This is a genomic window from Bradyrhizobium sp. CFUWI (genome assembly GCF_056429085.1).
On the sequence record NZ_JBWJZE010000012.1, the window covers coordinates 1 to 26912 of the forward strand.

Annotated in this window: 24 protein-coding genes; 15 read left to right on the forward strand and 9 right to left on the reverse strand. The window is 65.1% G+C overall.

What is annotated here, in order from left to right:
- The first annotated feature begins 424 nt into the window (after nucleotides 1–424).
- The 11 genes from AC066S_RS24485 to fabZ all read left to right on the forward strand — a co-directional run bounded on the left by AC066S_RS24485 (nucleotide 425) and on the right by fabZ (nucleotide 12267).
- On the forward strand, nucleotides 425–1420 hold the full coding sequence (locus AC066S_RS24485; RefSeq protein ID WP_126257370.1) for a 30S ribosomal protein S2: 996 nt from the start codon (nucleotides 425–427) through the stop codon (nucleotides 1418–1420).
- 131 nt (nucleotides 1421–1551) lie between these two features.
- Nucleotides 1552–2475: a translation elongation factor Ts gene (gene tsf, locus AC066S_RS24490; RefSeq protein ID WP_126257371.1), complete on the forward strand. Its 924-nt coding sequence runs from the start codon at nucleotides 1552–1554 to the stop codon at nucleotides 2473–2475.
- Between the two features lie 60 nt (nucleotides 2476–2535).
- Nucleotides 2536–3252, forward strand: a complete 717-nt coding sequence (gene pyrH / locus AC066S_RS24495) for a UMP kinase (RefSeq protein WP_126257372.1) — start codon at nucleotides 2536–2538, stop codon at nucleotides 3250–3252.
- 68 nt (nucleotides 3253–3320) lie between these two features.
- On the forward strand, nucleotides 3321–3884 hold the full coding sequence (frr, locus tag AC066S_RS24500; RefSeq protein ID WP_126257373.1) for a ribosome recycling factor: 564 nt from the start codon (nucleotides 3321–3323) through the stop codon (nucleotides 3882–3884).
- Nucleotides 3885–3896: 12 nt separating this feature from the next.
- Nucleotides 3897–4655, forward strand: a complete 759-nt coding sequence (locus AC066S_RS24505; protein WP_126257374.1) for an isoprenyl transferase — start codon at nucleotides 3897–3899, stop codon at nucleotides 4653–4655.
- Nucleotides 4652–5494 carry a phosphatidate cytidylyltransferase gene (locus tag AC066S_RS24510; RefSeq protein ID WP_126257375.1) on the forward strand — a complete coding sequence of 281 codons (843 nt, stop codon included), beginning with the start codon at nucleotides 4652–4654 and terminating at the stop codon, nucleotides 5492–5494. The genes AC066S_RS24505 and AC066S_RS24510 overlap by 4 nt, the downstream gene beginning before the upstream one ends.
- Before the next feature lie 4 nt (nucleotides 5495–5498).
- On the forward strand, nucleotides 5499–6722 hold the full coding sequence (dxr, locus tag AC066S_RS24515) for a 1-deoxy-D-xylulose-5-phosphate reductoisomerase (protein ID WP_478270830.1): 1224 nt from the start codon (nucleotides 5499–5501) through the stop codon (nucleotides 6720–6722).
- 43 nt (nucleotides 6723–6765) lie between these two features.
- The gene (gene rseP, locus AC066S_RS24520) at nucleotides 6766–7917 is read left to right on the forward strand and encodes an RIP metalloprotease RseP (RefSeq protein ID WP_135170895.1); all 1152 of its coding nucleotides are present in this window, start codon (nucleotides 6766–6768) and stop codon (nucleotides 7915–7917) included.
- A gap of 176 nt (nucleotides 7918–8093) precedes the next feature.
- Nucleotides 8094–10616: an outer membrane protein assembly factor BamA gene (gene bamA, locus AC066S_RS24525; protein ID WP_478270831.1), complete on the forward strand. Its 2523-nt coding sequence runs from the start codon at nucleotides 8094–8096 to the stop codon at nucleotides 10614–10616.
- Between the two features lie 125 nt (nucleotides 10617–10741).
- On the forward strand, nucleotides 10742–11809 hold the full coding sequence (lpxD, locus tag AC066S_RS24530; RefSeq protein WP_135164424.1) for a UDP-3-O-(3-hydroxymyristoyl)glucosamine N-acyltransferase: 1068 nt from the start codon (nucleotides 10742–10744) through the stop codon (nucleotides 11807–11809).
- Nucleotides 11806–12267: a 3-hydroxyacyl-ACP dehydratase FabZ gene (gene fabZ, locus AC066S_RS24535; RefSeq protein ID WP_024341283.1), complete on the forward strand. Its 462-nt coding sequence runs from the start codon at nucleotides 11806–11808 to the stop codon at nucleotides 12265–12267. The genes lpxD and fabZ overlap by 4 nt, the downstream gene beginning before the upstream one ends.
- Before the next feature lie 27 nt (nucleotides 12268–12294).
- On the opposite strand, the gene AC066S_RS24540 is transcribed toward fabZ, so the two are convergent.
- Nucleotides 12295–12618 carry a KTSC domain-containing protein gene (locus AC066S_RS24540; RefSeq protein WP_126257380.1) on the reverse strand — a complete coding sequence of 108 codons (324 nt, stop codon included), beginning with the start codon at nucleotides 12616–12618 and terminating at the stop codon, nucleotides 12295–12297.
- Nucleotides 12619–12793: 175 nt separating this feature from the next.
- On the opposite strand from AC066S_RS24540, the gene lpxA reads away from it, so the two are divergent.
- From lpxA to lpxB, 3 genes are read left to right on the forward strand one after another with little or no spacing between them, the layout of a single operon-like run.
- Nucleotides 12794–13585, forward strand: a complete 792-nt coding sequence (gene lpxA / locus AC066S_RS24545; RefSeq protein WP_126257381.1) for an acyl-ACP--UDP-N-acetylglucosamine O-acyltransferase — start codon at nucleotides 12794–12796, stop codon at nucleotides 13583–13585.
- A 19-nt stretch (nucleotides 13586–13604) separates the two neighbouring features.
- Nucleotides 13605–14462: an LpxI family protein gene (locus tag AC066S_RS24550; protein WP_478270832.1), complete on the forward strand. Its 858-nt coding sequence runs from the start codon at nucleotides 13605–13607 to the stop codon at nucleotides 14460–14462.
- Nucleotides 14459–15637, forward strand: coding sequence for a lipid-A-disaccharide synthase (lpxB, locus tag AC066S_RS24555; RefSeq protein ID WP_478270833.1), 1179 nt, complete (start codon nucleotides 14459–14461; stop codon nucleotides 15635–15637). Before AC066S_RS24550 ends, lpxB begins: the two co-directional genes overlap by 4 nt.
- A 109-nt stretch (nucleotides 15638–15746) precedes the next feature.
- Here lpxB and AC066S_RS24560 read toward each other — a convergent pair whose 3' ends face one another.
- The 8 genes from AC066S_RS24560 to gltX all read right to left on the reverse strand — a co-directional run bounded on the left by AC066S_RS24560 (nucleotide 15747) and on the right by gltX (nucleotide 25079).
- Nucleotides 15747–16514: an SDR family NAD(P)-dependent oxidoreductase gene (locus tag AC066S_RS24560; RefSeq protein WP_478270834.1), complete on the reverse strand. Its 768-nt coding sequence runs from the start codon at nucleotides 16512–16514 to the stop codon at nucleotides 15747–15749.
- Nucleotides 16511–17620, reverse strand: a complete 1110-nt coding sequence (locus AC066S_RS24565; protein ID WP_478270835.1) for an ABC transporter ATP-binding protein — start codon at nucleotides 17618–17620, stop codon at nucleotides 16511–16513. The genes AC066S_RS24560 and AC066S_RS24565 overlap by 4 nt, the downstream gene beginning before the upstream one ends.
- 10 nt (nucleotides 17621–17630) lie before the next feature.
- The gene (locus AC066S_RS24570) at nucleotides 17631–18488 is read right to left on the reverse strand and encodes a carbohydrate ABC transporter permease (RefSeq protein ID WP_164718568.1); all 858 of its coding nucleotides are present in this window, start codon (nucleotides 18486–18488) and stop codon (nucleotides 17631–17633) included.
- Nucleotides 18481–19404 carry a carbohydrate ABC transporter permease gene (locus tag AC066S_RS24575; protein WP_164718569.1) on the reverse strand — a complete coding sequence of 308 codons (924 nt, stop codon included), beginning with the start codon at nucleotides 19402–19404 and terminating at the stop codon, nucleotides 18481–18483. The genes AC066S_RS24570 and AC066S_RS24575 overlap by 8 nt, the downstream gene beginning before the upstream one ends.
- A complete protein-coding gene (locus AC066S_RS24580; protein WP_135170905.1) occupies nucleotides 19401–20687 on the reverse strand; it encodes an ABC transporter substrate-binding protein in 1287 nt (428 codons plus the stop codon). Before AC066S_RS24580 ends, AC066S_RS24575 begins: the two co-directional genes overlap by 4 nt.
- Before the next feature lie 59 nt (nucleotides 20688–20746).
- Nucleotides 20747–21925: an ROK family transcriptional regulator gene (locus AC066S_RS24585; RefSeq protein ID WP_205680482.1), complete on the reverse strand. Its 1179-nt coding sequence runs from the start codon at nucleotides 21923–21925 to the stop codon at nucleotides 20747–20749.
- 278 nt (nucleotides 21926–22203) lie between these two features.
- A complete protein-coding gene (gene gltA, locus AC066S_RS24590; protein WP_126257390.1) occupies nucleotides 22204–23508 on the reverse strand; it encodes a citrate synthase in 1305 nt (434 codons plus the stop codon).
- Nucleotides 23509–23654: 146 nt separating this feature from the next.
- Nucleotides 23655–25079: a glutamate--tRNA ligase gene (gene gltX, locus AC066S_RS24595; RefSeq protein ID WP_478270836.1), complete on the reverse strand. Its 1425-nt coding sequence runs from the start codon at nucleotides 25077–25079 to the stop codon at nucleotides 23655–23657.
- Nucleotides 25080–25233: 154 nt separating this feature from the next.
- Between gltX and AC066S_RS24600 the strand changes: the two genes are divergently transcribed.
- Nucleotides 25234–26910: a glutamine--tRNA ligase/YqeY domain fusion protein gene (locus AC066S_RS24600; RefSeq protein WP_478270837.1), complete on the forward strand. Its 1677-nt coding sequence runs from the start codon at nucleotides 25234–25236 to the stop codon at nucleotides 26908–26910.
- Nucleotides 26911–26912: the final 2 nt, after the last annotated feature.

A 26912-nucleotide genomic window follows, 5' to 3' on the forward strand; every position in this document is an offset into this window, starting at 1 on the left:
GGCCCGCACCGCCCCCAATGGCGCGGCCGGCGCCACCGCCGCCTCCGGTTGCGCGGCCCGCGCCGCCGCCACCGCCTGTTGCGCGGCCGGCGCCGCCGCCGATGGCTGCCGCGCCGCCGCGTGCGGCGCCGCCTCCGCCGCCTCCGCCGCGGCCCGCCGGACCTCCCCCGAAGTCTTGCCCGCCCGGCCAGCCGAAGTGCTAGCCGGTCGAGGAGGGCGCCGGGAATCGGCGCCAGCGTAGCGACCGCAGCTTTCGGGCGCGCGCGAGCGCCGCCTTATTTCCTTGCTTCTGGCCGAAATGGCGCTATATAGCGCGCCATCTCACACGGAAACATGGCTCACAAGGCCGTCCGGTGGCAGCCGGGGCGAGAACGCTCCGTTTTGCTCACACGTTTCCGGAGGAACCAACCGGAGAATTAGAACGATGGCACTACCCGATTTCACTATGCGTCAGCTGCTCGAAGCTGGCGTGCACTTTGGTCACCAGTCGCACCGCTGGAATCCGAAAATGGCTCCGTTCATTTTCGGCACCCGTAACAACATCCACATCGTCGATCTCGCCCAGACCGTGCCGATGCTGCACCAGGCCCTTCAGGCCGTCAGCGACACGGTGGCCAAGGGCGGCCGCATCCTGTTCGTCGGCACCAAGCGCCAGGCGCAGGACGGCGTCGCCGACGCGGCCAAGCGCTGCGCGCAGTATTTCGTCAATTCGCGCTGGCTCGGCGGCACGCTGACCAACTGGAAGACGATCTCGGCCTCGATCAAGCGCCTGCGTCACCTCGACGACGTGCTGGCGGGCGGCGATGCCAGCTCCTACACCAAGAAGGAGCGCCTGACGCTTCAGCGCGAGCGCGACAAGCTCGATCGCTCGCTCGGCGGCATCAAGGACATGGGCGGTCTGCCCGACCTGATCTTCGTGATCGACACCAACAAGGAAGACATCGCGATCCAGGAGGCCCAGCGCCTCAACATTCCGGTCGCCGCGATCGTCGACACCAATTCGGACCCGAAGGGCATCACCTATGTGGTGCCGGGCAATGACGATGCCGGTCGCGCCATCTCGCTGTATTGCGATCTCATCGCGCGTGCGGCGATCGACGGCATCTCGCGGGCCCAAGGCGATTCGGGCGTCGACGTCGGTGCCTCGACTCAGCCGGTCGTCGAGGAACTGCCGGCGGCGTCGACGAGCGGCTTCCAGGGCCTTGCAGGTCCGCGCGGCACCGCCGACGACCTCAAGAAGCTCCCGGGCGTGTCGGGTGCGATCGAGAAGAAGTTCAACGACCTCGGCATCTTCCACTACTGGCAGCTCGCCGAGCTCGACCACGACACCGCGCACACGATCGGCGAAGAAGTCGGTCTGCCGAGCCGCGCGGATGCCTGGGTGGCCAAGGCCAAGGCGCTGACCGCAGAAGCGGAATAGTCGAGAGAGCATGGGCTGGCCGGATGAGATCCGGCCACCATTTCAGTTGACGCGAATTCCTGAGATGGACCGCGGCGGGGCGCTTCGATGCCACGCCGCGGCGAACCGGCAGGCACAAAGGATTTTCAACGATGGCAACGATCACAGCTGCGATGGTCAAGGACCTGCGCGAGTCGACCGGCGCGGGCATGATGGACTGCAAGGCCGCGCTGACCGAAAACGACGGCAACATGGAAGCGGCGCAGGATTGGCTGCGCAAGAAGGGCCTGTCCAAGGCCGCCAAGAAGTCGGGCCGCGTCGCCGCAGAAGGTCTGATCGGCGCGCTCACCAAGGGCACCAAGGGCGTCGTGGTCGAGGTCAATTCCGAGACCGACTTCGTCGCGCGCAACGGTCAGTTCCAGGGCCTGGTCAAGATGATCGCCCAGGTCGCATTCGACGTCGGTGCCGACGTCGAGAAGATCAAGGCCGCCAAGGTCGGTGACGTCACGGTCGAAGCCGCGATCAACGACGCGATCGCCACCATCGGCGAGAACATGACGCTGCGCCGCGCCGCTGCGCTCGAGGTGAGCCAGGGCGTCGTGGCGCATTACGTCCACGGTGCCGTCGTCGATGGTGCCGGCAAGATGGGCGTGATCGTGGCGCTGGAATCGCCCGGCAAGGCCGACGAGCTCGCAGCGCTCGGCCGCCAGATCGCGATGCATGTCGCCGCCGCCAACCCGCTCGCGCTCGATCCGTCCGGCCTCGATCCGGCGGTCGTCAAGCGCGAGAAGGACGTGCTCGCCGACAAATATCGCCAGCAGGGCAAGCCCGAGAACGTGATCGAGAAGATCGTCGAGTCCGGCCTGAAGACCTATTACAAGGAAGTCTGCCTGCTCGAGCAGGCCTTCATCCACGACACCGGCAAGTCGGTGGCGCAGGCGGTGAAGGAAGCCGAGGGCAAGGTCGGCGGCGCGGTGAAGATCGCGGGCTTTGTGCGCTATGCTCTCGGTGAGGGAATCGAGAAGCAGGAAAGCGACTTCGCCGCCGAGGTCGCCGCGGCCAGCGGCAAGAAGTAAGCGCCGGAACGTTCCTTCCGGCGTGCCGCCGGAAGCGGCGCCCGGACAAGGAAGGTGCTCATGACTGATCCGGTCTATCGTCGCGTCGTGATCAAGCTGTCCGGCGAATATCTCGCGGGACAGCAAGGCTTTGGCATCGACCAGCCGACCGTCGACCGGGTTGCGGATGATCTGATCGCCGCCCGCAAGCTCGGCACCGAGGTTGCGGTCGTGATCGGCGGCGGCAATATCGTGCGCGGCGTCGAGGTCTCCGCCCGCGGCGTCTCGCGCCCGACCGGCGACACCATGGGCATGCTCGCCACCATGATGAACTGCCTCGCGCTGGAAGCGGCGATCGAGCGCAAGGGCACGCCGGCGCGCACGCTGTCGGCCTTCGTCATGCCCGAGATTTCCGAGCTGTTCACCCGCACTGCGGCGCACAAATACCTCGCCGAAGGGCGTATCGTGCTGCTCGGCGGCGGAACCGGTAATCCGTTCTTCACCACCGATACGACCGCGGTGCTGCGCGCCGCCGAGATCGGCGCCCAGGCGGTGCTGAAGGCGACCAATGTCGACGGCGTCTACTCGGCCGATCCGAAGAAGGATCCCGCCGCCACGCGGTTTGACCGGCTGTCCCATTCGCAGGCGATCGAGGGCGGCTACAAGGTGATGGATGCGACCGCCTTCGCGCTTGCCCGCGAGACGTCGCTGCCTATCATCGTATTCTCGATCGCGGAGCCGGGGTCGATCGGCGCGATTCTGCGCGGCGTCGGCCACGGAACCATCGTCGCCGGCTGACGGCTGATCTGGCGCGCCCGCAAGGGAAGGCGCGGGAGCGGTCGCCGGGATTTTGAAGGAGAAACGTGATGCCCACGGGTAATTTCGACCTCAACGAAGTGAAGCGCCGCATGCAGGGCGCCGTCCAGTCGCTCAAGCACGAGCTCGGCGGCTTGCGGACGGGGCGCGCCTCCGCCTCGATGCTCGATCCGGTGCAGGTCGATGCCTATGGCGGTCACATGCCGCTCAACCAGCTAGCCACCGTCAGCGTGCCGGAGCCGCGCCTGATCTCGGTGCAGGTCTGGGACAAGTCGATGGTCAAGGCGGTGGAGAAGGCGATCGTCGATTCCAATCTCGGCCTGTCGCCCGCAACTGAAGGCCAGGTGCTGCGGCTGCGCATCCCCGAGCTGAACGAGGAGCGGCGCAAGGAGCTGGTGAAGGTCGCGCACAAATATGCGGAAGCCGCCAAGGTCGCCGCGCGCCACGTCCGCCGCGACGGCCTCGACGTCCTCAAGAAGCTCGAGAAGAATCACGAGATGTCGGAGGACGACCAGAAGCGTCACGCCGACGAGGTGCAGAAGGCGACCGACGGCACCATCGCCGAGATCGACCAGTTGCTGGCCGCCAAGGAAAAAGAAATCCTCACCGTTTAAGGCATCGCCTTCATGTCCAACGCCGCCGCGCCCGCAACGGAAGGACCCGATCGGTCCGAGGCGCCTGCGCATGTCGCCATCATCATGGATGGCAACGGGCGTTGGGCGGCCGCGCGCGGCCTGCCGCGTGCGGAGGGCCATCGCCGCGGCGTCGAGGCCCTGCGCCGGGTCGTGCGCGCCTCGCACGAGCTCGGCATCCGCTATCTCACCATCTTCTCGTTCTCGTCGGAGAACTGGTCGCGCCCGGCGAGCGAGATCGGCGATCTGTTCGGCCTGCTGCGCCGCTTCATCCGCAACGACCTGGCGAGCCTGCATCGCGACGGCGTCAAGGTCCGCATCATCGGCGAGCGCGAGGGGCTCGAGAGCGACATCTGCGCGTTGCTCAACGAAGCCGAGGAGCTGACACGCGACAATTCACGCCTCACGCTCGTCGTCGCCTTCAACTACGGCTCGCGGCAGGAGATCGCCAAAGCGGCGCAAAAGCTCGCCCGCGAGGTTGCGGAAGGAAAGCGCGACCCTGCTACGATCGATGCCGAGACGCTCGGGGCGCATCTCGATGCGCCCGACATTCCAGATCCCGATCTCATCATTCGCACCAGCGGCGAGCAGCGCCTGTCGAATTTCCTGATGTGGCAGGCCGCCTATAGCGAGCTCGTGTTCGTGCCGATCCACTGGCCCGACTTCGACAAGGCGGCGCTCGAAGGTGCGATCGCCGAATTCGCCAGGCGCGAGCGCCGTTTCGGCGGCCTGGTCGCGAAAACCGCCTCGTGAGCGAACACGATTCCGCACCGGTGGGCGCCAAGCCTGCCCCGAGCAATCTGGTGATGCGGGTCCTCGCAGCGCTGGTGCTGGCGCCGCTCGCCATTGCGATCGCTTATGCCGGCGGCTGGCTCTGGGCGCTACTCGTGACCCTGGTTTCGATCGGGCTGTTCGCGGAATGGCTGACGGTAGTCGGCGCGGGCTCTGCCGCGCTGACCGGGGCAGGGACGGTCGTCATCGCCATGATGGGCGCCGCCGTGACTTTTGGTGGGCTCAAGACCTCCGTCGTCGTTGGCCTCGTCGGCGGCGTGATCGTGACGCTGATCGCGCGCGGCAAGTTCGTCTGGGCCGCGACGGGCTTTGCCTACGCAGCGGCGGCGTTGCTGGCCTCGATCCTGCTGCGCAAGGACCTCGTCAACGGCTTCTCCGCGCTGATGTTCGTGCTGCTCGTGGTGTGGGCGACCGACATCGGCGGCTATTTCGCCGGCCGCAGCATCGGCGGGCCGAAGCTCTGGCCGCGCGTGAGCCCGAAGAAGACCTGGTCCGGCGCGCTCGGCGGCTTCGTGGCGAGCCTTGCGGTGGCCGGAGGTTTTGCCGCTTGCGGTATCGGCAAGGCAGTTCCGCTGCTCCTGGTCGGCGCCGTCCTCTCAGTGGTGTCGCAACTCGGCGATCTCTTCGAATCCGCCGTGAAGCGGCGCTTCGGTGTCAAGGATTCCAGTCACTTAATTCCCGGCCATGGCGGGCTTATGGACCGCCTGGACGGCTTTGTCGCCGCCATCCTGGCGGCCTGGATTATCGGCTTTCTCCGCCATGGTGTGCATAGCGCCGGAAGCGGTCTTATGGTTTGGTGAGGATATGAGCGCGGTCCCATTGCGAAACAACAAGGTTGCGGCGGCGTCCGTCCGCAGCGTCACGGTTCTCGGCGCCACCGGCTCGATCGGCGACAGCACGATGGATCTGCTGCGCGCCTCGCCCGAGCGCTACCGCGTCGAAGCGTTGACGGCGAACGGCAATGTCGAGGCGCTGGCGAAACTCGCGAAGGAATTTTCCGCGCGTTATGTCGCGATCGCCGACACCTCCAAATTCGCCGAGCTCAAGGCCGCCCTGGCGGGAACGAGCACGGAATGCGGCGCCGGCGAAAGCGCGGTGATCGAAGCCGGCGCGCGTCCGGCCGATTGGGTGATGGCGGCCGTGAGCGGCGCCGCCGGATTGAAGCCGGCACTGGCCGCGGTCGATCGCGGCGCGCATGTGGCGCTGGCCAACAAGGAATGTCTGGTTTGCGCCGGTGATTTCTTCATGCAGCGTGCCGCCAAGGCGGGCGCATGCATCCTGCCGGCCGATTCCGAACACAATGCGCTGTTCCAGGCGCTGAGCTCCGGCAACCGCGACGAACTGGTCCGCGTCATCATCACGGCCTCGGGCGGCCCGTTCCGCACCTGGAAGCCGGCGGACATCGAGCAGGCGACCCTCGAACAGGCCCTGAAGCATCCGAACTGGAGCATGGGCCAGAAGATCACGATCGATTCCGCCTCGATGATGAACAAGGGCCTCGAGGTGATCGAAGCGTCCTATCTGTTCGCGCTTGCGCCAGAGGAAATCGACGTTCTCGTTCATCCGCAGTCGATCATCCACGGCATGGTCGAATTTTCCGACTGCTCGGTGGTGGCCCAGCTCGGCGCGCCTGACATGCGCACTCCGATCGCGCATTGCCTCGGCTGGCCCGACCGGATCAAGGGGCCGGCGGCCAAGCTGGACCTCGCCAAGATCGGCCAGCTGACCTTCGAGGCGCCCGATTTCGAGCGCTTCCCCGGGCTGCGCCTGGCTTTCGATTCGCTCAGGACCGGGAAGGGGGCGACCACGGTCTACAACGCGGCCAACGAGGTCGCAGTCGCCGCGTTCATCGCCGGCAAGATCCGGTTCGGCGCGATCGCACGGCTGGTGGAGGCGACACTGGACGACTGGATCCGGAGCGGGAACCAGGCACCGCTGACGTCGGCGGACGATGCAATCTCCGTTGACCATGTTGCGCGAAATAGAGCTGCCGCCCTATTGCCTCAAATTGCCTTAAAGGCATCCTAGTTGGTTCGGACCAGGGCCTTGCGGCGCTGGATGAGGGAACTCGATGATCGATTTTTTTACCCATAGTTTCAATACGTTGAGCCATGGGCTCCTCGGCTACGCGGTTCCCTTCCTGTTCGTCCTGACGATCGTCGTGTTCTTCCACGAGCTCGGCCACTTTCTGGTCGCGCGCTGGGCAGGCGTGCGGGTGCTGACCTTTTCGCTCGGTTTCGGACCTGAGCTGATCGGCTTCAACGACCGCCGTGGCACCCGCTGGAAGATTTCGGCCATCCCGCTCGGCGGCTACGTCAAGTTCTTCGGTGACGAGAGCGAGGCCTCGACCCCGTCCGCGCAGACCCTTGCGGCCATGACGGCCGAGGAACGCGCCGGCAGCTTCCACCACAAGAAGGTCGGTCCGCGTGCCGCGATCGTTGCGGCCGGCCCGATCGCCAATTTCATCCTGGGTGCGCTGATCTTCGCCGGCATGGCCCTGTATTACGGCAAGCCGAGCACGATCGCGCGCGTCGACGGCGTCGTCGCCGATGGCGCCGCAGCTGCAGCCGGCTTCAAGGTTGGGGACGTGGTCATCCAGATCGACGGCAAGCCGATCGAGAGCTTTGCCGACATGCAGCGAATCGTTGCGATGAATGCGGGTTCGGCGCTTGCCTTCCAGGTGAAGCGGGACGGTACGATCGTATCGCTGACGGCAACCCCGGCGCTGCTCGAGCGCAAGGATCCGTTCGGCAACAGCCACCGTCTCGGCGTGCTCGGCATCGAGCACAAGGCTCAGGCCGGCGAGGCTTCCACCGCGCCGGTGGGCATCGGCGAGGCGCTCAAGATCGGGGTCGAGCAGGTCTGGTTCATCATCACCAGCACCTTCAAGTTCCTGGGCTCGCTGTTCGTCGGACATGGCAATCCCAACGAGGTCAGCGGCGTCCTGGGAATCGCGAAGATGTCGGGGCAGGCGGCCAGCGCCGGGTTCCAGTTCGTGATCAACCTGTGCGCGGTGCTGTCGGTGTCGATCGGCTTGCTGAACCTGTTCCCGATCCCGCTGCTCGATGGCGGCCACCTTATGTTCTATGCGGCGGAAGTGGTCCGCGGCCGGCCGCTGTCCGACCGGACTCAGGAGATGGGGTTCCGAATCGGGCTCGGCTTGGTGCTGATGCTGATGGTGTTTGCGACCTACAACGACATCCTGCGGATGGCGGCATCTTGATGGAGGCTTTTTTGTGGCGTTGCTGTTGAGCAACGTCTTGGAATGAAATTGAAATCACGACGCTTTCGGCCGTTTGCGGCGTCGGCGAAATTGGCTACAAGCGGCCTCGACTTGGGGAATCTCCGGACCGGCGTTGGGGTTGGGTCTGGCACGGAATGATAAGGGCGCGTTGCGCGATGAAGTTTGGACTGCGACTCCGGGGGGGCTTGCTCGCAACCCTGATCATGTTCGGCGCGCCGGTGGTTGCCCCGGTCGGGGCTGTTTTTGTGTCTTCGTCTGCGCTCGCTCAGACCGTTCAGTCGATTTCCGTCCAGGGAAATCGCCGCGTCGAGGTGGAGACGATCCGCTCCTATTTCAAGCCGGGTCCGGGCGGTCGCCTGGATCAAGGCGCCATCGACGATGGCCTCAAGGCGTTGATCGAGACCGGCCTGTTCCAGGACGTCAGGATCAACCGCGGTCCCGGCGGCCAGATCGTCGTTTCGGTGGTCGAAAACCCGGTGATCGGCCGGATCGCCTTCGAGGGCAACAAGAAGATCAAGGACGAGCAGCTCACCCTTGAAGTCCAGTCCAAGGCACGCGGCACCTTCTCCCGCGCCATGGTGCAGTCCGACACGCTGCGAATCGCCGAAATCTATCGCCGGTCCGGCCGCTACGACGTGCGCGTCACGCCCGAGGTCATCGAGCAGCCGAACAACCGCGTCGATCTCGTCTTCACGATCGAGGAGGGCGTCAAGACCGGCGTCAAGTCGATCGAGTTCGTCGGCAACAACGCGTTCTCGTCCTACCGCCTCAGGGACGTCATCAAGACGCGCGAAACGAACCTGCTGAGCTTCCTCGGCAGCGGTGACGTCTACGATCCCGACCGCGTCGAAGCCGACCGCGATCTGATTCGCCGCTTCTATCTCAAGAACGGTTACGCCGACGTCCAGGTGGTGGCCGCGCTCACCGAATACGATCCGGAGAAGAAGGGCTTCAACGTCACCTTCAAGATCGAGGAAGGCGCTCAATATCGCGTCGGCGCGGTCGACTTCCGCTCCAGCATTCCGAACTTCGATCCATTGTCGATGCGCGGTTATTCGCGCGTCCATGCCGGCTCGCTCTACAACGTGGAGTCGGTCGAAAAATCGGTCGAGGAGATGCAGATCGAGGCCTCGCGCCGCGGCTACGCCTTCGCCGTGGTCCGCCCGGGCGGCGACCGCAACTTCGAGGCGCACACCGTCTCCGTCGTGTTCAACATCGACGAGGGCCCGCGCACCTATATCGAGCGCATCAACCTGCGCGGCAACACGCGCACGCGTGACTACGTCATCCGCCGCGAGTTCGACATCTCGGAGGGCGATGCCTACAACCGCGCCCTGGTCGATCGTGCCGAGCGGCGCCTGAAGAACCTCGATTACTTCAAGAGCGTGAAGATCACGACCGAGCCGGGCTCGTCGAGTGATCGCGTGATCCTGATCGTCGACATGGAAGAGAAATCGACCGGCGACTTCTCGGTCTCGGGCGGTTACTCCACCACCGATGGCGCTTTGGCCGAAGTCTCGATCTCCGAGCGCAATCTGCTCGGCCGCGGCCTGTTCGCCAAGGCGTCGGTGACCTATGGCCAGTACGCACGCGGCTACTCGCTGTCGTTCGTCGAACCCTATCTGCTCGACTACCGCGTCGCGCTCGGACTCGACCTCTATCAGCGCCAGCAACTCGCCAACAACTACATCTCCTACGGCACCAAGACGCTCGGCTTCTCGCCGCGCCTCGGCTTCTCGTTGCGTGAAGATCTGTCGCTGCAGCTGCGCTATTCGATCTACCAGCAGGAAATCACGCTGCCGAGCTACCTGGCGAATTGTAACAACAATCCGGGCAGCGCGGCGTTCAATCCGAGCCCGGCTTACGCGGCCGCCAACGGCATCGACCTGAGCTCGAGCGGCGGCCTCGGTTGCTACAGCGATGGCGAGGCCTCGCTGCCGGTACGCAGGGAGCTTGCCAGCGGCAAGACGCTGACCTCGGCGCTGGGCTACACGCTCACCTACAACACGCTGGACAACAACAAGAACCCGAGCGACGGTCTACTCATCGACTTCCGGCAGGATTTCGCCGGCGTCGGCGGCGACGTGTCCTATCTGAAGACCGTGGCGGACGGAAAGTACTATGCCCCGCTGGTGTCCGACATCGTTGGTCTCGTCCGCCTGCAGGGCGGCATTCTGACCAAGATGAACGACGACCTGCGGATGCTCGACCATTTCCAGATGGGTCCGAACCTGGTCCGCGGCTTTGCTCCCAACGGCATTGGCCCGCGTGACTTGAACCCCTTCGGTTCGCGAGACGCGCTCGGCGGCACCAAGTACTGGGGCGCTTCGCTCGAGCTGCAGATGCCGTTCTGGTTCCTGCCGAAGGAAGTGGGTCTGAAGGGTGCGGTCTATGCCGATGCCGGCGGCCTCTACGACTATAAGGGACCGACGAGCTGGACCACGACCAACGAAGTCAATGTGCCGGGCTGCATCCCGTCGACCTTCAATCCGTCAACGACGGGGACATGTACCGGCCTCGTCTATGACGACAGCAAGGTCATCCGCTCGTCGGTTGGTGTCGGCCTGATCTGGCAGTCGCCGTTCGGTCCGCTGCGCTTCGACTACGCCGTGCCGCTCAGCAAGGGCAAGTACGACCGTACGCAGGAATTCCGGTTCGGCGGCGGCACCACGTTCTAGTTCGATCAGCACGGCACGATCCGGATCAATGGAGCCGGTTTCCGAAGGGGATCGTGCCATTCCAAGAGATGGGGCATGATGCGGCCTGACCGCTTCATGCCGAAGCCGGACCGCGACGGGGTGGAATGGCGCAGCCGATCTTCTTCACAAAGCCGCCTGCCTCAGCGCTGGCTGACATTGCCACGCTGGCCAAGGCCGAGCTGGTCGATCCCGGCAGGGGCGGCCACGTCATCACGGGGCTTGCTTCGCTCGACGAAGCCGGCCCGATGCATCTGGCGTTCTTCGACAACCTCAAATATGCCGACGACCTCAAGGCGACCAAGGCCGGCGCTTGCCTGGTCAGCCCGCGCTTCGAGGCCCAGGTGCCCGCCCATGTGGCGGTGCTGCGGGTGGCGCAGCCGTTCCGGGCCTTCGTCAGGATCGCGCGGGAATGGCATGGGGACGCGCTGAGGCCGCAATCCTGGGTCGGTAACGACGGTATCGCACCGTCGGCGATCATCGATCCCTCGGCCCGGCTCGAGGACGGCGTGATCGTCGACCCCCTGGCGGTGATCGGCCCGGATGTGGAGATCGGCAGCGGCACGGTGGTCGGCGTCGGGGCGGTGATCGGTCCCGGGGTCAAGATCGGCCGGGACTGCAACGTCGGCGCCCGAACCGCAATCCAGTGCGCCCTGATCGGCAACAACGTGCTGATCCATCCCGGCTGCTCGATCGGCCAGGACGGCTACGGCTTCATCTTCTTCGGCCCCGAGGGCCATCTGAAGGTGCCGCAGACCGGCCGGGTCCTGATCCAGAACGATGTCGAGGTCGGCGCGGGGACCACGATCGACCGTGGCAGCTTGCGTGACACGGTGATCGGCGAGGGGACCAAAATCGACAATCAGGTCCAGATCGGCCACAATGTGACCATTGGCCGGCACTGCCTGCTGGCGGCCCAGATCGGCCTCGCCGGCAGCCTGACCATCGGCGACAACGTGGCACTCGGAGCAAAGGTTGGCATCAACAACCACCTCAAGATCGGCGATGGAGCCCAGGTCACCGCGATGAGCGGCGTCAAGGACGACATCCCGCCGGGCGGACGCTGGGGTGGCCTCTTTGCCAAGCCGACCAAGCAATGGTTCAAGGAGATCATCGCGGTGGAGCGCCTGGTGCGCGACAGCAAGGCCGATGCGAAGGACGAGGGACGGGAATGACGGCGGAATCACCTGTGAAGTTCGAGCTGGTGGATATCAATGCCATCCTCCAGACCCTGCCGCACCGCTTTCCGATGCTGCTGATCGATCGCGTGATCAACATCCGCGCCGACTACAGCGGCATCGGCATCAAGAACGTCACCTTCAACGAGCCGGCCTTCCAGGGGCATTTCCCGGAGCGCCCGGTCTATCCCGGCGTCATGATGATCGAGGCGATGGCGCAGACGGCAGGCGTGATCGGCATCAAGTCGGTCGAAGGCACCGAGAAGCCGCGCGCGGTCTATTTTCTCACCATCGACAAGTGCAAGTTCCGCAAGCCGGTGCTGCCCGGTGATACCATCGAATATCACATGCGCTCGCTCGGCCGCCGCAAGGCCATGTGGTGGTTTCACGGCGACGCCAAGGTCAACGGCCAGGTGGTGGCGGAAGCCGATGTCGGCGCCATGCTGACGGACTGAGCGTTTCCGGGCTCGGCGGGAGGGGGCTCACGCGCTGCAATCGTAGCGGCCGCCGGCGGCCTCGCGGCGGATATGCCGATTGAAGAATTGGCCCATGGACGGCGCGCCCAGAAGGCGGTCGACCGTCTCGGCGGCGACGCCGCAATAACGCGCATAGAAGCCGCCAGTCGCGACGACGAGATCGTGCCGCGCGGGGTCGTAACAGACGCGCTGAAGCACGGTGCTGCGATTGATGTCGCGGCATTCGAATGTCGCGAGGTCGACCGGTCGGCGATCACCTGTTTCGACCGTCTCGGACACGATCGGCGCGGCCGCGAGCTGTGCGAGTAGAAGTGCCAAGGTCCTGACCACGAGTGTTGAAGCTCCGCATGAACTTTGGGGCGGACCGGGACGGCCGCCTCATCCGATACTTGAAACACGGCGAGATGATACGTCACTGGACAGATCGGGCATAGACGCGCTAACCACCGGAAAACTGAATGACTTCAACACATAATCAGAGCTTCCTGACGAGTAAGATTGCTTGATGAGCAAGATTGATCCCACCGCACGGGTGGCGGACGGCGCCGTGATCGGCGAGGGCACCGAGATCGGACCCTATTGCATCATCGGCCCCAATGTCGTGATCGGCGCGAACTGCAAGCTGATCGGGCACGTGCATGTCACGGCGCAGACGACCATCGGCGATGATTGCACCATCTATCCCTTTGCCTCGCTCGGCACGCCACCGCAGTCGCTCAGCTATCGGGGCGAGCTGACGAAGCTCAAGATCGGATCGGGTTGCACCATCCGGGAATCCGTGACGATGAACGCCGGTACCGTCGCCGGCGGCGGTGTCACCGCGGTCGGCGATCGCGGCTACTTCATGAATTGCAGCCACGTCGGTCATGACTGCCATGTCGGCAATGATGTGATCTTTGCAACCTCTGCCACGCTCGGCGGTCATTGCGAGATCGGCGACTTCGTCTTCATCGGCGGCCTGTCCGCCGTGCATCAGTTTACCCGCATCGGGCCCCAGGTCATGGTCGGCGGCGTCTGTGGCGTACGCGACGACATCATCCCGTTTGGCCTCGTCAACGGCCAATATGCTGTGCTGGAAGGCCTCAACCTGATCGGCATGAAGCGGCGCAAGTTCACCAAGCAGCGGCTGGCGACGGTGCGTGGGTTTTACCAGAAGCTTTTCCACGGCCCTGGTACCTTCGCCGAGCGGTTGGAGGCATCCAGGCCGCTCGCGGGCGAGGATCCGGCGATCGCCGAGATCCTCGACTTCATCGGCAAGGGCAAACGCCCGCTGTGCCTTCCCGCCATCGCGAAGTGACTTTGGGATGGCCCCGGGCATGACATCGGCGGCTTCGCAGGGGTCATCGCCGGTCGGCATCGTCGCCGGCGGCGGCGCAATGCCGTTCGCGGTCGCCGACTCGCTGGCCGCCCGCGGCATCACGCCGGTGCTGTTTCCGCTTCGGGGCGCCTGCGATCCGGCGCGGGTGGAGAAATTCCGTCACCGCTGGATCTCGGTCGGCCAGCTCGGCCGTGCGATGCGGCTGTTTCGCGAGGAAGGCTGCCGCGACCTGATCTTCATCGGCACCCTGGTGCGCCCCTCGCTCGCGGAGATCCGGTTCGACGTCAAGACGCTGCGCCTGCTCGGGAACGTCATCCGCGCCTTTCGCGGCGGCGACGATCATCTCCTATCAGGCGTCGGCCGCCTTCTCGAGCAGGACGGCTTTCGCATGGTCGGCATCAAGGACGTCGCCCCGGATCTCCTGATGCCCGAGGGCTGCATCAGCCGCGCCTGGCCGAACGACAACAGCAAGGCCGACATCGAGCGGGGCCGTGCGGTGCTGGCCGCGCTCGGCCCGTTCGACATCGGCCAGGCGGCGGTGGTGATCGACGGCCATGTGGTGGCGGTCGAGGACATCGAGGGCACCGACGCGCTGCTCGCGCGCGTGGCGCGGCTGCGCGAGGAGGGACGCATTCGCGCGGCCGCCGGCCGCGGCGTGCTGGTGAAGGCGCCGAAGAGCGGCCAGGACCTGCGCTTCGACCTGCCGACGATCGGCCCGCGCACGCTCGAAGGTGTGGCCGCCGCAGGGCTCGCCGGCATCGCCGTCATCGCGGGCAACACCATCGCGGCCGAGCCGCAGGCGATGATCGCGCTGGCCGACGCCAAATATCTCTTCGTCATCGGCCTGCCGGCGTGATGCAGTCGCGCGATCCCAAGCGCAGGATCTGCCTGATCGCCACCGAGGAATCCGGCGACCGGCTCGGTAGCGCCTTGATGAAGGTGCTGCGCCAGCGCCTCGGCGACGGCGTCGAATTCGTCGGCGTCGGCGGCCGTACCATGGCGCGCGAGGGGCTCGAATCGCTGTTTCCGATCGAGGAGCTGTCGATCGTCGGCTTCGCCGCGGTGGTGCAGCAATTGCCGAAGATCCTGCGGTTGATCCGCAACACCGCGGATGCCGTGCTTGAGGCCGCGCCGGACGCGCTCGTCATCATCGACAGCCCCGATTTCACCCATCGCGTCGCCCGCCGCGTGCGCGCGAAGAATTCTGCGATTCCGATCGTCGACTACGTCTCGCCGCAGCTCTGGGCGTGGCGGCCGGGACGGGCGCGGACCATGCTCGGCTATGTCGATCACGTTCTTGGTCTCCTGCCGTTCGAGCCGGAGGAATACCGCAAGCTCGGCGGCCCGCCATGCAGCTATGTCGGCCATCCCCTGGTCGAGCAATTGTCCTCGCTGCGTCCGAACGCGGAGGAGCAGGCCCGCCGCAACACTGAGCCGCCGGTGCTGCTGGTGCTGCCCGGCAGCCGCCGCAGCGAGGTCAGGCACCATCTCGGCGTGTTCGGCGCAACGATCGGCCGCCTGCAGGCGGAAGGCCGCGCCTTCGAGCTGATGCTGCCGACCATGCCGCATCTCGAAGCCACCATCCGCGAGGGCATCGCGAGCTGGCCGGTCAAGCCGCAGATCGTGGTCGGCGAGAATGAGAAGCGCGCCGCCTTCCGCATCGCGCATGCGGCGCTGGCCAAGTCCGGCACGGTGACGCTGGAGCTCGCGCTATCGGGCATTCCGATGGTGACGGCCTATCGTGTCGGCGCGATCGAGGCCTTCATCTTGCGCCGCGCGATCCGCGTCTCCTCGGTGATTCTCGCCAATCTCGTGATCGGCAAGGAGGTGATTCCGGAATATTTGCAGGAGGAGTGCACGCCGGAGAAGCTGGCGCCCGTGCTTCATGATGTGCTGACGGATTCTCCGCTGCGGCGGCGACAGGTCGAGGCCTTTGCCCAGCTCGATCAGATCATGTCGACCGGCAACAAGTCACCGAGCGTGCTCGCCGCCGATATCGTGCTGGCGACGATACGCAAGGTCAGGCGATAAGCGACGATCTTGCAGGGTGGGCAAAGCGAAGCGGCCCACCAGATGTCTCGTTCGGTCGAGGAGAGAGACGGTGGGCACGGCACTTTGTGCCTTTGCCCGCCCTACAAAATTACGCAAGCCCGGCATCGACCCGAAAACACTGGCCGGTGATGCGCTGGCTTTCGTCGGAGGCGAGGAACAGCGCCATGTTGGCGATGTCCTCGGGCGTGACCGCGTCCGGAACAGCCTGGCGCGAGCGCATCGCGGCGATGACCTGCTCGTCCGGATACCACAGCCGGCGCTGCCGCTCGGTGACGACCATGCCGGGCGCAATCGCGTTGACGCGGATGCGGTCGGGGCCGACCGACCGGGCCAGCGAGTTGGTGAAGCCGACGATCGCTGCCTTGGCCCCGGCATAGACCGGGAGCGCAGGCGCACCGCGCATCCAGGCGATCGACGACATGTTGATGATCGAGCCGCCGCCGCGCGCCTGCATCTGCGGCACCACCGCTTGCGCGGCAAAGAAGACGTGCTTGAAATTGACGCCGATCATCCAGTCGAACTCGGCGGGCGTCACCTCGGCCAGCACCTGGCGCTGGTCGTTGGCGGCGTTGTTGACGAGCACCGCGGCGTCGCCGAGCGATTGCCGCACCTCCGCCATGGCGGCGCGCAAGGCCTCGATGTCCAGGAGATCGCAGGGCACGAATAGCGGCGCGGTGCCGCATGCGGCCGCGACCTCGACGACCAGTGCCGCGCCGGCTGCTGCATCGATATCGAGGAACGCGACGCGAGCGCGCTGGGCGACGAAGGCGCGCACGAAGGCGGCGCCGATGCCGCTGGCGCCGCCGGTGATCAGCACCACGCGGTCCGCGAGACCGGCATAGCTCGTCTTGGTCATACGATCAGTCGCTCCGTCTTGGGGTCGAACAGGCAAATGCGGCGCGTGTCGAGCGCGAATGAGGCGAACGCACCGGGCACGGGCCGGATATCGGGCGAGATGCGCGCCATCGCCGGCTCGCCCCCGAGCCGCAGCGACACCATCGTTTCGGCACCGGTCGGCTCGACCATGTCCACCGGCGCCTCGATGAGGACGGGCGCATCGTTCGAAAATGCACGGCTGCCCTCGGCGATGCATTCCGGCCTGATGCCGAACACCACGTCGCGTCCGACAAAGGACGCTGCGCCGTCATAGCCTCTCAGGCGCAGGCGGATCTCGTCCGGCCGGCCCGCGCCGATCACGACCACCAACCCGTCATTTTCGCTCTCGAGCCGTGCCGGCAGCGTGTTCATCGGCGGCGAGCCCATGAAGCGCGCGACGAACAGATTGGCGGGATAGCGGTACACGGTATCGGGGTCGGCGAATTGCTGCACGCAGCCCTGATGCATCACGGCGATCCGCGTCGCCATCGTCATCGCCTCGATCTGGTCGTGGGTTACATAGACGATGGTGGCGCCGATGCGCTGGTGCAGGCGCTTGATCTCCATCCGCATCTCGACGCGCAGCTTGGCGTCGAGATTGGAGAGCGGCTCGTCGAACAGGAAGAGCAGGGGATCCCGGACCAGCGCACGCCCCATCGCGACGCGCTGGCGCTGGCCGCCGGAGAGCTGCGACGGCTTGCGGCCGAGTAGCATCTCGATCTGAAGCAGCTTTGCGACATTCGCGACCGCGGCGTCCTGCTCGGCCTTGGGCACGTGACGGCATTCCATGCCGAAGGTGATGTTCTGCCGCACCGTCATCGACGGGTAGAGCGCGTAGGACTGGAACACCATGGCGATGTCGCGGTCCTTGGGCGGGACGTCGTTGACGACGCGCCCGCCGATCTCGATCGTCCCCGCGCTCGGGCGGTCGAGCCCGGCGACGATGTTGAGCAGCGTGGACTTGCCGCAGCCGGACGGTCCGACCAGCACGGTGAATTCGCCGCTCTCGATATCGAGCGCGATGTCCTTCAGCACCTCCAGATTGGCGTAGCGCTTGGACAGGGCGCGAATGCTCAGTGCTGCCATGACAACTCCATCATTTCACGGCCCCGGCAGTCAGGCCGCGGACGAAGTACTTGCCGCCGAGAAGGTAGATCAACAGCGTCGGCAGCGCGGCGATGATCACCGCCGCGCTCTGCACGCCATGCTGCGGGATATCGGCGACCGCGGCGGAGAGCGCGATCAGAGCCGCCGTGACGGGCTGCTGCTGGCCGGTCGTGAAGGTCACGCCATAGAGGAATTCGTTCCAGATATGCGTGAACTGCCAGATCACCGTGACGATCAGGATCGGCCCGGAGAGCGGCAGGATGATGCGCCAGAAGATGCGGAAGAAACCAGCGCCGTCGATCCGCGCCGCCCTGATCAATTCATGGGGAATAGCGACATAATAGTTGCGGCAGAACAGCGTGGTGAAAGAGAGCCCCTGGATGGTGTGGATCAGCACGAGGCCGGCCAGCGTGTTGATGAGACCGACGTCGCGCAGCACGATGGTCCAGGGAAGAAGGCGCATCTGCTGAGGCAGGAAAAGGCCGAGGGTCACGATCCCGTAGATCCAGTTGTCGCCGCGAAAGCGCCAGAGCGACACTGCGTAGCCGGCGATGGCGCCGAGCAAAGTGGAGAAGATCGTCGCGGGAATCGTCACCAGCGCGGAGTTCAGCATATAGGGCCGGATGCCGGCGCAGGTCTCGGCCACGCAGAAGCCGCTCCAGGCGGCGGCGTAGTTGCTCCAGGCCAGATGTTGCGGCCAGCCGATCATCGACCCCTGCGCGATCTCCTCGTTCGTCCGCAGTGAGTTCAGAACGACGACCGCCAGCGGCGCCAGCCAGGCCGCGGCGATCAGTGAGACGACGAGATAGATCCAGATCCGGCTCGGTTTGAAGCTGCGATCACGCATGGAGGGCCCGCCGCCGCTGGATGTACCGCCACGCCGCATAGGGCACGAGCACCGCGAGAAGAATGAGCAGCATCAGCACTGCCGCCGCCGCGCCGCGGCCGAGCAGGCTGCGCTGGAACATCAGGTCGTAGACGACCAGAGCGGGCAGCTGGGTCGCAATTCCCGGCCCGCCGTTGGTCAGGGCGCGGACGAGGTCGAACGTCGAAATCGCGAACTGCAGCTGGATCACGACGACGGTGATGGTGATCGGCCAGAGCGAGGGCAGAATGATGCGCCGGTAGATCCGGACCGGTCCGGCGCCGTCGATCTGCGCGGCCTTGATGATGTCGGCATCGACGGAGCGCAGGCCGGCAAGAAACAGAGCCATGGCAAAGCCCGAGGACTGCCAGATCGCAGCGATGACGATGGTCCAGATCGCCATGTCGCGGTCGATCAGCCAGTCGAACTTGAAGGAGGTCCAGCCGAGATCGTGGACCAGCTTCTGAATCCCGAGGCCAGGATTGAGCAGCCAGCTCCAGACCGTGCCGGTGACGACGAACGACACTGCGAGGGGATAGAGGAAGATCGATCGCAGCACGTTCTCGCCGCGAATACGCTGATCGAGCAGGATCGCAAGAACGAGGCCGGTCGCCGCGCTCAACACGACGAATGCGCTGCCGAATAGCAGCAAATTGTCGAAGGCGATCTGCCAGTTCCGCGATGCCAGGACGGCCGTGTAGTTGCGCAAGCCCAACCAGCCCGAGACCGGAACGAGCGTGGAGGGCGTGAACGAGATCCAGATCGTCCACAGCGAGAACGAGACGAGGTGCGCTGCGGACAGCAGCAGCGGCACCCAGATCATCAAATATTCGGGCAGCCGGCGCACCCATTCAGGAAGCGCCGGCCGGCCCGGTCTTATCGCGGCGGCATTGCTCAACGTGCGCCCTCGACGGCCTCGGCGAGGCGGATCGCCGCCTGCTCGGGCTTGATCGTCTTGTTCTTCACGTACTCCGTGATCACGTCGATCATTGCGGCGGTCATGCCGTTTTCCTGCGCCATGTTGTGCGCCATGCTGAGCACCGCCTGGTTGCTGGCGATCGCCTCCTTCAGAGCCTTTGCGGTCGTTCGTTGACCCTCCGACCAGCCTTCGCCGGACAGATCGACATCGGTGCGTACGGGGATCGATCCCGTGATCTGCGAATACATCGTCTGGATCGCCGGATCCATGACGAGCTGGGCCATCAGCGTCTGGCCGGCTTGCAGGTCAGCCTCCTTGCGCTGCCAGAAGATGAAGGCATCGGCATTCAGGAGGAAGACCGGCTTGCCGTTGTCGCTGGGTCCTGGCGCAATCATGAAGTCCTCGAGCTTGAAGCCGGCATTGCGCAACACGCCCTGGGCCCAGCCGCCCATGATCATCATGCCCATGTCGCCGTCGATGAAGCGCTTCAGATTGGTCGAGAAGTGCTGGGCGCCGACGTTGGGGTCCATCCAATCGGCGATCTTGCGCACCTGCGCGAACGCAGCCTTGATCTCGGGACCCTCCAGAGCCTTCTTCTCGAGATTCATGATGGCGGCGCGGTAGGCGAGGGGGCTGATGCCGGCGAGAGCGGCCTCGAATTTCTGCCCGTCATCCGGGCGGGTCCCGCCGTTGGCGATGGGATGGGCGACGCCGCCGGCTTTCATCTTTTCAGCAAGGTCGTTGAAGTCTGCCCAGGTGACCGGGACCTTGTCGGCCTTGGCCTTGTCCATGGCACGCTTGGACAGGAACAGCATGTTGGTGCTGTAGATCTGAAGCGGCAGTGCGATCCATTTGCCGCCCGGCTTGTGTAATTTCGCAAGGTCAGGCGCGACGACCTTCTCGTAACCGGCGGCGGCGACGACGGCGTCGAGATCGACAGTCGGGGCTATTTTCGACCAGGCCGCAATCTCGGGCCCCTTGAGCTGCGAGCAGGCCGGCGGATCGCCGGCCATGATCTGAGCGCGCAACTTGTTCATCATTTCGGTGGTGAAGCCGGGGACGGGCGAATGCTGCCAGACGCCTCCCTTCTCCTCGAACTTCTTGCCGAGCGCCGTGATGGCCGCGCCGTCGCTGCCCGCGGACCATTGCGAGATCGCGGTCAGGCGCGGCTTGACCGCGCCCTGCGCGCGGGCAAAGGCCGGTAGTGCGAGCGTAGCGACGGAGCCAGCGAGCAGACGGCGCCTTGTTGTGGTGATCGGCATGGCAGTTCCTCCCGGTGTGAAAGTTTCGGCGCGTGTGGGGCGTGCAGGTTCAGCGCATGTCAGGCCGCCTCCGTCGAGCTGGCGGGCATGCCGCCACGGCTGGCGAGACAAAAGCCGGCGAAGGCGAGCGCGGCCTGCGGATCGTTGCCGGTCGACGGCGGCACGAAGGCGATCGACACCTGCGCCAGTTTACGTCCGCCCAGCAGGCAGGCATCGATCCCTTCGACCACGGCATTGCGATCGTCTGCGGCGAGAAGCGACGGCCAGCCGCTGATCGCAACGCCGCCGCACGGTTTCACGTTCAGCGTGTTGCCGATGGCAAGGCCGAGCCGGAACAGCCGCCGGCGCAGCTCCTGCCGCACGCGCGATGAGATCGGGATCGTGTTCACCCATTCGTTGCCGAGTTGAAGCAACTCGGCTTCGGCAACGCCGAGAAGCTCGGCGAGGGCCGGAATCGACGCATAGGCCTCGACGCAGCCATGATGTCCGCAGCGGCAGCGCGGGCCCTCAGGCTCGAAGACCATGTGGCCGAGCTCGATCGCTTGCAGCGCATCGGCCTTCGCCGGATCATCCATCCAGGCGCCGGCAACGCCGTGGCTGACGAGCACGAACAGATGTGTGTCGCTGAATGGATAATTCTCTGTGCGGCAGCGGTGAAAGGTGGCGTGGGCGACCACCGAATTGGTGATCTCGAGCGGCACGCCGGCGAACATCTCGTCGAACATCCCGCCGACGCGCCCGACATCGCAGGGAATGATCGGGTTGGCCGATATGCTGAGACGGCCGAGGCCTGGAATGGAGACGCCGATCTGGGAGAGGGTGATCCGGCGCCGCCGCGTCCAGTCGCGCAGCAATGTCATGGCTTCGCGAAACGCCTGGCCGACGCTCTCGGCGGTCGGCGTCTTCGGCAGCTTCACCCGCTCGGTGTAGTGCAGTTCGCCCGACAGGCCGCCGACGCCGACGCTGAGATGCTGAGCGGTCAGCTCGAAGGCTGCGACGGCGACCGAGGCATCGAGCGACACGAGGCCGGTCGGGCCGCCGACGTAGGGAGCAGGGCGCCGCACCTCCTCGATCAAGCCTTCGGCCTTCAGGTCGAACAGGATGCGCGACAGGCTCGCTTCCGACAGGCGCACGGCCTTGGCCAGAGGCGGACGGAACGAGCCGCCCGACTGAAGCAGATGGGTCAAAATGGCAGCGCGGGTCTGCCGCCGACTTCTCGGCTGCTCCGGCATTTCCATCCCTGTCGTCATTCTTACTTAGTGTAAGAATGCGCGCGGGGCAGTTCGACTGTCAAGCGTTGGGCGGCGCGGCGCACGGACTTGTTGTTGTGCGCGGCAGCAAGATCGGAGCGGTACGGGTCTCGTAGGGTAGGCAAAGCGAAGCGTGCCCACGATTTCGTACCTGTCGCAGAGAGGTGGTGGGCACGCTGCGCTTTGCCCACCCTACGGCACCTGCACAAACGAAAACGGCGCCATCTTGCGATGGCGCCGTTTCGATAGCCGTATTGGCTCAAGACTTACTTGCGATCCTTCATCGCGACGTAGTCGCGCTTGGTGACGCCGGTGTAGAGCTGGCGGGGACGACCGATCTTCTGCTGCGGGTCCTCGATCATCTCGCTCCACTGGCTGATCCAGCCGACGGTGCGGGCGACCGCGAACAGCACGGTGAACATCGAGACCGGGAAGCCCATCGCCTTCAGCGTGATGCCCGAATAGAAGTCGACGTTCGGGTAGAGCTTGCGGTCGATGAAGTACTGGTCGCTGAGCGCGATCTTCTCGAGCTCCATCGCCACCTTCAGCATCGGATCATCGCCATGGCCGGTCTCCTTGAGCACGGCGTGACACATCTTCTGCATGAGCTTGGCGCGCGGATCGTAGTTCTTGTAGACGCGGTGACCGAATCCCATCAGGCGGACTTCGGAGTTCTTGTCCTTCACCTTGGCGATGAATTCGGGAATCTTGTCCACGGTGCCGATCTCGGCGAGCATCGCCAGCGCGGCTTCGTTGGCGCCGCCATGCGCCGGACCCCAGAGGCAGGCGATGCCGGCGGCGATGCAGGCGAACGGGTTGGCGCCCGACGAGCCGGCGATGCGTACCGTCGAGGTCGAGGCGTTCTGCTCGTGGTCGGCGTGCAGGATGAAGATCTTGTCCAGCGCGTCGGCGAGCACCGGGTTGATCTTGTACTCCTCGCACGGCACGGCGAAGCACATGTGCAGGAAGTTCTCGGCGAACTTCAGCGAGTTCTTCGGATACACGAAGGGCTGGCCGATCGTGTACTTGTAGGCCATCGCCGCCAGGGTCGGGATCTTCGCAATCATGCGCATGGATGCGATCATGCGCTGCTTCGGATCGTTGATGTCGGTGCTATCGTGATAGAACGCGGCGAGCGCCCCGACTGCGGCCACCATGATCGCCATCGGATGAGCGTCGCGGCGGAAGCCCTGGAAGAAGCGGGCCATCTGCTCGTGCACCATCGTGTGATGGATCACGCGGTCGTCGAAATCCTTCTTCTGCGCGGCGGTCGGCAGGTTCCCGTAGAGCAGGAGATAGCAGGTCTCGAGGAAGTCACCGTTCTCGGCCAGCTGCTCGATCGGATAGCCGCGGTATTCCAGCACGCCCGCGTCGCCGTCGATATAGGTGATCTTGGACTGGCAGCTCGCGGTGGAGGTGAAGCCCGGATCGTAGGTGAACAGGCCGGACTGGCCGTAAAGCTTGCCGATATCGATGACGTCAGGCCCGACGCTGCCGCTGTGGATCGGGAGATCGTAATTCTTGTTTCCGACCGTCAGCGTAGCGGTCTTTGGGCTTGGTTTTGCGTCCATCAGAGGTCCCCGATGTATGGTGAAACGGGCCGGAGCCGGAGGCCCCGAGGCAGATCCTGGGGGCAGGCCGGATGTTCCAGAAGGTACGGGGCAGATGGGTATATTATTGCTATGTGCGCTGCAAGATCGCCGCACGCATGGTCGACTTACGTCGTAGCCTGATCCTTGAGCCGGCCAAGGCTTTCCTGGCGTCCCAGGACGTCCAAAACCTCAAATATACCAGGCGAGGTGGTCCGTCCGGTCAGCGCCGCCCGCAGGGGCTGGGCGACCGCGCCGAGCTTGAGACTATTTTCCTCGGCAAAGGCGCGCAGTGCGGCCTCTGTGGTGGCGCCGCTCCACGTCTCGACTTTCTCCAGCGCGGAATGAAGCTGGCCGATCAGCCTGCGGTTTTCCGGTGTGAGCAGGGCCTGCGCCTTGGGATCGAGCTCCAGCGGCCGGTCGGCGAAGATGAAATAGGCGCCGTCGATCAGCTCGATCAACGTCTTGGCGCGCTCCTTCAGGGCCGGCATCGCCTTGGCGAGCTGCGCGCGCGTGGTGTCGTTCAACTTGGCCTTGAGCTCGCCCCGTCCCGGCACGTGGTCGAGCACGTCCTCGAACATCTTCACGAGTGATTGATCGTCGGCGTGGCGGATGTAGTGGCCGTTGAGGTTTTCCAGCTTGGCGAAATCGAAGCGTGCGGCGGCGCGGCCGACACTGGTGAGATCGAAGGCTGCGATCATCTCCTCGGTCGAGAAGATCTCCTGGTCGCCATGGCTCCAGCCGAGCCGGACGAGGTAATTGCGCAGCGCCGCCGGCAGGTATCCCATGGCGCGGTAGGCATCGACCCCAAGCGCGCCGTGGCGCTTCGACAGCTTCGAGCCGTCCGGGCCGTGGATCAGGGGAATGTGGGACATGCTCGGCAGCGCCCAGCCCATCGCATCGTAGATCTGCTTCTGGCGGGCGGCGTTGATCAGATGGTCGTCGCCGCGGATCACATGGGTGACGGCCATGTCGTGGTCGTCGACCACCACGGCGAGCATGTAGGTCGGGTTGCCATCGCCGCGCAGCAGGACAAGGTCGTCGAGGTTCTCGTTTTGCCAGACCACGCGGCCTTGAACCTGATCCTCGATCACGGTCTCGCCGGTCTGCGGCGCGCGCAGGCGGATGGTCGGCTTGACGTCGCCAGGGGCGGTCGCGGGATCGCGGTCGCGCCACATGCCGTCATAGAGGCGGGTGCGCCCCTCGGCGCGCGCCTTCTCGCGCATGGCGGCGAGCTCCTCGGCACTGGCGTAACAGCGATAGGCCTTGCCGTCGGCGAGCAGCTGCTCGGCGACCTCGCGGTGACGCGCGGCGCGGGCGAACTGGTAGATGACCTCGCCGTCCCAGCCGAGCTCGAGCCATTTGAGACCGTCGAGGATGGCACCGATCGCGGCCTCGGTGGAGCGCTCGCGGTCGGTGTCCTCGATCCGCAGCAGCATCTTGCCGCCGTGCTTCTTCGCATAGAGCCAATTGAACAGCGCCGTGCGGGCGCCCCCGATATGGAGGAAGCCGGTCGGCGAGGGGGCGAAGCGGGTGACGACGGAATCGGTCATTCTTGGCAGGGCCTATGCATTGGAAGCGGTGGTGTATAGCAGGACCGGCGCATAACTAAAGCCCGACGGCGGACCTGCCGGGCCCGCTTAAGCTCTTGGCTCAGCCTCCCGAATTTGGCAGAAGGACCGCTGATTTCCCGACAGGATTTTCGTAATGACAGAACCGGTGGCAGCTGAGGTTGGGCGCGATTTCATTCGTGACATCATCCAGGCCGACCTCGACCAGGGCAAGTACAGGGAGATCGTGACCCGGTTCCCGCCGGAGCCGAACGGCTACCTGCATATCGGCCACGCCAAGTCGATCGCACTCAACTTCGGCATCGCCCAGGAGTTTCCGGGCCGCTGCCATTTGCGCTTCGACGACACCAATCCGGTCAAGGAAGAGCAGGAATACATCGATTCCATCCAGGCCGACGTGCGCTGGCTCGGCTTCGACTGGGGCAAGAATTTGTTCTTCGCCTCCGACTATTTCGACCGCCTGTACGAATGGGCCGAGCAGCTGATCCGCGACGGGCTCGCCTATGTCGACGACCAGACCCAGGAGGAGATCCGCGTCTCCCGCGGCACGCTGACCGAGCCGGGCAAGAACTCGCCGTTCCGCGACCGCAGCGTGGAGGAGAACCTCGACCTGTTCCGCCGCATGAAGGCCGGCGAATTCCCGAACGGCGCGCGCGTGCTGCGGGCCAAGATCGACATGGCCGCCGGCAACATCAACCTGCGCGATCCCGTGCTGTACCGCATCCTGCACGCCCACCATCCGCGCACCGGCACGAAATGGAGCATCTATCCGAGCTACGATTATGCGCACGGCCAGTCGGACGCGATCGAAGGCATCACGCACTCGATCTGCACGCTGGAGTTCGAGGACCACCGGCCGCTCTACGACTGGTTCATCGAGAAGCTGCCGGTGCCGTCCAAGCCGCATCAGTACGAGTTTGCGCGCCTGAACCTCACCTACACGCTGCTGTCCAAGCGCGTGCTGACGCAGCTCGTCCGCGACGGCCATGTCGCGGGCTGGGACGATCCGCGCATGCCGACCATGGCGGGGATGCGCCGCCGCGGCGTGCCGCCGGCCGCCTTGCGCGAATTCGTCAAGCGCATCGGCGTTGCCAAGGCCAACAGCGTCGTCGATGTCGGCATGCTGGAGTTCTGCATTCGCGAGGAGCTGAACCGCACCGCGCAGCGCCGCATGGCGGTCTTGAAGCCGCTCAAGGTCGTGATCGAGAATTACCCGGAAGGGCAGACCGAGGAGCTCGAGGCGATCAATCACCCGGATGATCCCTCGGCGGGGACCCGCAAGATCACGTTCGGCCGCGAGCTCTATATCGAGCAGGACGACTTCATGGAGAACCCGCCGAAGAAGTTCTTCCGCCTGTCGCCGGGCAACGAGGTGCGGCTGCGCTACGCCTATTTCGTCAAATGCACCGGCGTGATCAAGAACGACAAGGGCGAGGTGGTGGAGCTGCGCTGCACCTATGACCCCGCAACCAGGGGCGGCAACGCGCCCGACGGCCGCAAGGTCAAGGCGACGATGCACTGGCTGCCGGCCGCGACGTCGAAGCCTGCGGAAATCCGCATCTACAACCAGCTGTTCGCCAATCCGAGCCCGGACGCCTCGAACTTCGCGCCTGATCTCAATCCGAACTCGCTGGATATCCTGTCGGACGCACGAGTCGAGGCAGCTGTGGCCGAGAGCAATTCGACCGAGCCGATGCAGTTCGAGCGCCAGGGCTATTTCGTGCGCGACAAGGACTCGACGCCGGGCAAGCCGGTGTTCTCGCGCACCATCGGCCTGCGCGATACCTTCGCAAAGGAAGTCGCGAAGGGCTGAGG

Bases quoted from the DNA above. Each gene is read 5' to 3' on its own strand.
- AC066S_RS24485 (WP_126257370.1), top strand. From the start codon at position 425: ATGGCACTACCCGATTTCACTATGCGTCAGCTGCTCGAAGCTGGCGTG.
- tsf (WP_126257371.1), top strand. From the start codon at position 1,552: ATGGCAACGATCACAGCTGCGATGGTCAAGGACCTGCGCGAGTCGACC.
- pyrH (WP_126257372.1), top strand. From the start codon at position 2,536: ATGACTGATCCGGTCTATCGTCGCGTCGTGATCAAGCTGTCCGGCGAA.
- frr (WP_126257373.1), top strand. From the start codon at position 3,321: ATGCCCACGGGTAATTTCGACCTCAACGAAGTGAAGCGCCGCATGCAG.
- AC066S_RS24505 (WP_126257374.1), top strand. From the start codon at position 3,897: ATGTCCAACGCCGCCGCGCCCGCAACGGAAGGACCCGATCGGTCCGAG.
- dxr (WP_478270830.1), top strand. From the start codon at position 5,499: ATGAGCGCGGTCCCATTGCGAAACAACAAGGTTGCGGCGGCGTCCGTC.
- rseP (WP_135170895.1), top strand. From the start codon at position 6,766: ATGATCGATTTTTTTACCCATAGTTTCAATACGTTGAGCCATGGGCTC.
- bamA (WP_478270831.1), top strand. From the start codon at position 8,094: ATGAAGTTTGGACTGCGACTCCGGGGGGGCTTGCTCGCAACCCTGATC.
- lpxD (WP_135164424.1), top strand. From the start codon at position 10,742: ATGGCGCAGCCGATCTTCTTCACAAAGCCGCCTGCCTCAGCGCTGGCT.
- fabZ (WP_024341283.1), top strand. From the start codon at position 11,806: ATGACGGCGGAATCACCTGTGAAGTTCGAGCTGGTGGATATCAATGCC.
- lpxA (WP_126257381.1), top strand. From the start codon at position 12,794: ATGAGCAAGATTGATCCCACCGCACGGGTGGCGGACGGCGCCGTGATC.
- AC066S_RS24550 (WP_478270832.1), top strand. From the start codon at position 13,605: ATGACATCGGCGGCTTCGCAGGGGTCATCGCCGGTCGGCATCGTCGCC.
- AC066S_RS24560 (WP_478270834.1), bottom strand. From the start codon at position 16,514: ATGACCAAGACGAGCTATGCCGGTCTCGCGGACCGCGTGGTGCTGATC.
- AC066S_RS24565 (WP_478270835.1), bottom strand. From the start codon at position 17,620: ATGGCAGCACTGAGCATTCGCGCCCTGTCCAAGCGCTACGCCAATCTG.
- AC066S_RS24570 (WP_164718568.1), bottom strand. From the start codon at position 18,488: ATGCGTGATCGCAGCTTCAAACCGAGCCGGATCTGGATCTATCTCGTC.
- AC066S_RS24580 (WP_135170905.1), bottom strand. From the start codon at position 20,687: ATGCCGATCACCACAACAAGGCGCCGTCTGCTCGCTGGCTCCGTCGCT.
- AC066S_RS24585 (WP_205680482.1), bottom strand. From the start codon at position 21,925: ATGGAAATGCCGGAGCAGCCGAGAAGTCGGCGGCAGACCCGCGCTGCC.
- gltA (WP_126257390.1), bottom strand. From the start codon at position 23,508: ATGGACGCAAAACCAAGCCCAAAGACCGCTACGCTGACGGTCGGAAAC.
- gltX (WP_478270836.1), bottom strand. From the start codon at position 25,079: ATGACCGATTCCGTCGTCACCCGCTTCGCCCCCTCGCCGACCGGCTTC.
- AC066S_RS24600 (WP_478270837.1), top strand. From the start codon at position 25,234: ATGACAGAACCGGTGGCAGCTGAGGTTGGGCGCGATTTCATTCGTGAC.